Raw genomic sequence first — 2,795 nt, forward strand, 5'->3', positions numbered from 1 at the left:
ATTTTTATAGTATGGGGTTTGGATGACGAAATCAGGAGTTTGGTCAAGTTCCTGAATGAGTTGCTCTCTGGTGCTAGCCATGATATTTCTTCGCTAACGATTAGGGGAAATAACGATAGATTTCTTTTCGATGTAGCACTCGAACGAATGTGACAACATCTTCCCTTACAGAGAGATCAATTCGGTAGTCACCAACTCGGACGCGGTAGTAGTCTCCCTCTACTTTTAGTCTTTTGACGTTGCTTAAATCTGTCAAACTATCAATACTCTCAACTTCTTCAAGAATCTATTGAATTCTTTGGAGCAACTCTACATCTCTAATTTTGCTGAGTATTAAGACGTGTTCTAGTATCCGGTATTTTAAATATTTCTGAATCTATTCCTTCAAAGATTACTTCTCGTAATGCAGTAGGTTTTATAACAGCCATTTTTCTCCCGTACAATAAATTATCTCAAGCGTGAGCGCTCGCCTCGTAGGTTAGGTTGACGAAGGAAACTTAACACTCATAAGCCTTTGGAGTCAAACGAAATACAAATGTAACTTACCTGATATCCTCACCACAGTGCGATCGCTCAAATCTATTTTTCCACATCTTTAACCAACTGCATAACGAGTAAATTTGCGTTTAAAAGAGGAATGAAAACCCAGGACAATATCTGAAGTGGGTACACCCATTTCAACTAACCTTTCGGCAACAGAGTCTTCGGTACCATTATATTGAATCCAAATTTTGCCGTCTTGAATATCAAAGTGCATCACAGGACCAAATACCCGTTTATCTCCTTGCCAACCTACATAAGCGAGTTGATAATGGTCATGTTCGTTATCAAATATTAGCTCGGCTTTTACCGTATCAGTAGTGGTAGCAATTTGAGCGTGTTCCGTCAAAATATGCTTGATAAATTGTCGGTATTGTTCTAGCTTATCCATTGCTTAATCTCCTCCAATTTGGGATCGTAAATTATCAGCTTGACTTGGTAGCGCCTAAGAGAGCGTTGGATGAAGGGAAGCTGAAAAAAATCTTGATAGGTTTCCAAGGGAATAGCCAAGTAAACAATTCGGTCTGGTTCTTGTTCTTCAAGTGCTTGGCAATAGTTAAGATATTGCCCCAAGGCAGTATGAAATGCGCTAATATCTGAGTCCCCAACAAAGCTTTTAATTTCTACAGCAATTTTTTCGGAGTCTCGTTCTGCTGCGATTGTAGTTTCAGCCGCCAAGTCAATTTGTAATTTGACCGCTTCACTGATGCGAATTGTGAGAGGGTCATGGGTGATATGCCATCCATCTTTGATTAAGGCATTTTTAACCTGTTGATGGAAAACATCTTTAGCCATCGTGGATGCTCTTCATCCTGATTGTGGTTAACTATATTTTATTACTTCTGCTTTTACTCCAAAATTAAAGCTCAGAACTCGCAGCTCCAATGCTCCAATTGGGGGATTTAGGGGACATTCCAGGATTTATGCAAGAGACTGCCATGAGCGTATCGCTCACACTCCAGGATGAAAGGAGACTTTCTTTCACAGGTCTAAGGTTTTATGCCAGAGGCGCGATTGCTTCGCAGACGCTTTCTCGTAGCGCATAGCGTCCGCTTCACGGAATCGGCGACAATATAAGCCTCAACTCAAGAAAGCCGCTACTTTCTCTAGAACCTGGAATGAACACCATCAAATACCTCCTGTCGGAAGACCAAATGCCCACTGCCTGGTATAACATTCAGGCGGATTTGTCCACGCCTCTACCCCCCGTTCTCCATCCCGGCACCGGACAACCGATTACTCCCGATGACCTGGCTCCCCTCTTTCCCATGAGCCTGATTGAACAGGAAGTCAGCCAGGAACGCTGGATTGAGATTCCTGACGAGGTTCAGTGCGATCGCTCGCCTCGTAGGTTGGGTTGAGGAAGGAAACCCAACACGCATACGCCTTTCGGGTAAAACGAAGTACAAATGTAACCTTTGGTTTTGTTGGGTTTTGCTATCGCGCAACCCAACCTACCTGATATCCTCACCTAATAGGGGCTTTTCTCCGGATACAGCAGCTTAACACGCTTTTGCCGTAATGCTAATTCTTCTTGGTGTAGCTGCTCTAACTGCTCTACTATCTCTTCTTTGACTCCTATAATAGAAGCCATTTGCCGAATTTTTTTCTTTTCCTGTTCATGAAGTTCTCCATCAGCAGCAGAAGCTCTAATTGCTGTGAGAAGTAAATCTCTTTGTGCAATAGATACTTGAGGAGAGCGAGCAATTACCTCTTCTATATCTTCATCTGCTTCGTATGCTTTTAGCTCTTCAATTACCCAGTCTGCTACTCCCCAGGATGCACAGAATCCAATAGCCCAATCTTTATATCAGTTAGGTTGTTTCGCCGCAGGATTGACCTTTGCCCGTGTCGAAGGTATCCTTCCCGCTCCAGAAGCCAACCATGCGGTTAAGGGAGCGATCGATGAGGCATTGAAATGTAAAGAGTCTGGAGAGAGCAAGGTGATTTTATTTAACCTTTGCGGTCATGGGCACTTTGATATGCAGGCGTACATGGACTATCAGGCAGGAAAACTAGTAGATACCGAGTACAGTACAGAGGAAGTAGCGATGGCTCTGGCAAGATTACCCGTTGTCGGTTAGGGCTGATGAGAGCTGATTTTCTACCGCCCTCAGTTGTTGATATTCAAGACAAAGATGCGATCGCCCTCCTGCAACAACTTGAACGTCAAGTAGTTCAGGTTCCCTTTGAGCAAGGCACAACCCCAATCGCAACTGCCTACGTTCACCTTTCTCCCGATCGCTCAGCTTCCC

4 protein-coding genes and 2 pseudogenes are annotated in these 2,795 nt (G+C 43.7%); 2 read left to right on the plus strand and 4 right to left on the minus strand.

All coding sequences use genetic code 11. The annotated features are described in order from the left end of the window. Nucleotides 1–100: 100 nt before the first annotated feature. The 3 genes from V6C93_RS38630 to V6C93_RS34005 form a co-directional block, all read right to left on the minus strand. Nucleotides 101–256 (minus strand): type II toxin-antitoxin system RelE family toxin, encoded by a 156-nt coding sequence (locus tag V6C93_RS38630; RefSeq protein ID WP_349262928.1) that lies wholly within the window; start codon nucleotides 254–256, stop codon nucleotides 101–103. Nucleotides 257–595: 339 nt separating this feature from the next. Continuing rightward, on the minus strand, nucleotides 596–931 hold the full coding sequence (locus tag V6C93_RS34000) for a XisI protein (RefSeq protein ID WP_333481113.1): 336 nt from the start codon (nucleotides 929–931) through the stop codon (nucleotides 596–598). Continuing rightward, complete coding sequence (locus V6C93_RS34005) at nucleotides 919–1,335, minus strand: XisH family protein (RefSeq protein ID WP_333481114.1); 417 nt, start codon at nucleotides 1,333–1,335, stop codon at nucleotides 919–921. Before V6C93_RS34005 ends, V6C93_RS34000 begins: the two co-directional genes overlap by 13 nt. Before the next feature lie 323 nt (nucleotides 1,336–1,658). Here V6C93_RS34005 and V6C93_RS34010 point away from each other — a divergent pair. After that, nucleotides 1,659–1,871, plus strand: a pseudogene (locus V6C93_RS34010) (TrpB-like pyridoxal-phosphate dependent enzyme); the annotation flags it as partial. Between the two features lie 140 nt (nucleotides 1,872–2,011). Here V6C93_RS34010 and V6C93_RS34015 read toward each other — a convergent pair. Beyond that, a complete protein-coding gene (locus V6C93_RS34015) occupies nucleotides 2,012–2,335 on the minus strand; it encodes a TerB family tellurite resistance protein (RefSeq protein ID WP_333481117.1) in 324 nt (107 codons plus the stop codon). Nucleotides 2,336–2,351: 16 nt separating this feature from the next. On the opposite strand from V6C93_RS34015, the pseudogene V6C93_RS34020 reads away from it, so the two are divergent. Beyond that, a pseudogene (locus V6C93_RS34020) lies at nucleotides 2,352–2,624 on the plus strand (TrpB-like pyridoxal-phosphate dependent enzyme); the annotation flags it as partial. Nucleotides 2,625–2,795 lie beyond the last annotated feature (171 nt).

Source organism: Allocoleopsis sp. (assembly GCF_036703385.1).
Classification (GTDB): Bacteria; Cyanobacteriota; Cyanobacteriia; order Cyanobacteriales; family Coleofasciculaceae; genus Allocoleopsis.

Excerpts from the sequence above, each read along its gene's own strand:
- V6C93_RS34000 (WP_333481113.1), bottom strand. The coding sequence starts at position 931 with ATGGATAAGCTAGAACAATACCGACAATTTATCAAGCATATTTTGACG.
- V6C93_RS34005 (WP_333481114.1), bottom strand. The coding sequence starts at position 1,335 with ATGGCTAAAGATGTTTTCCATCAACAGGTTAAAAATGCCTTAATCAAA.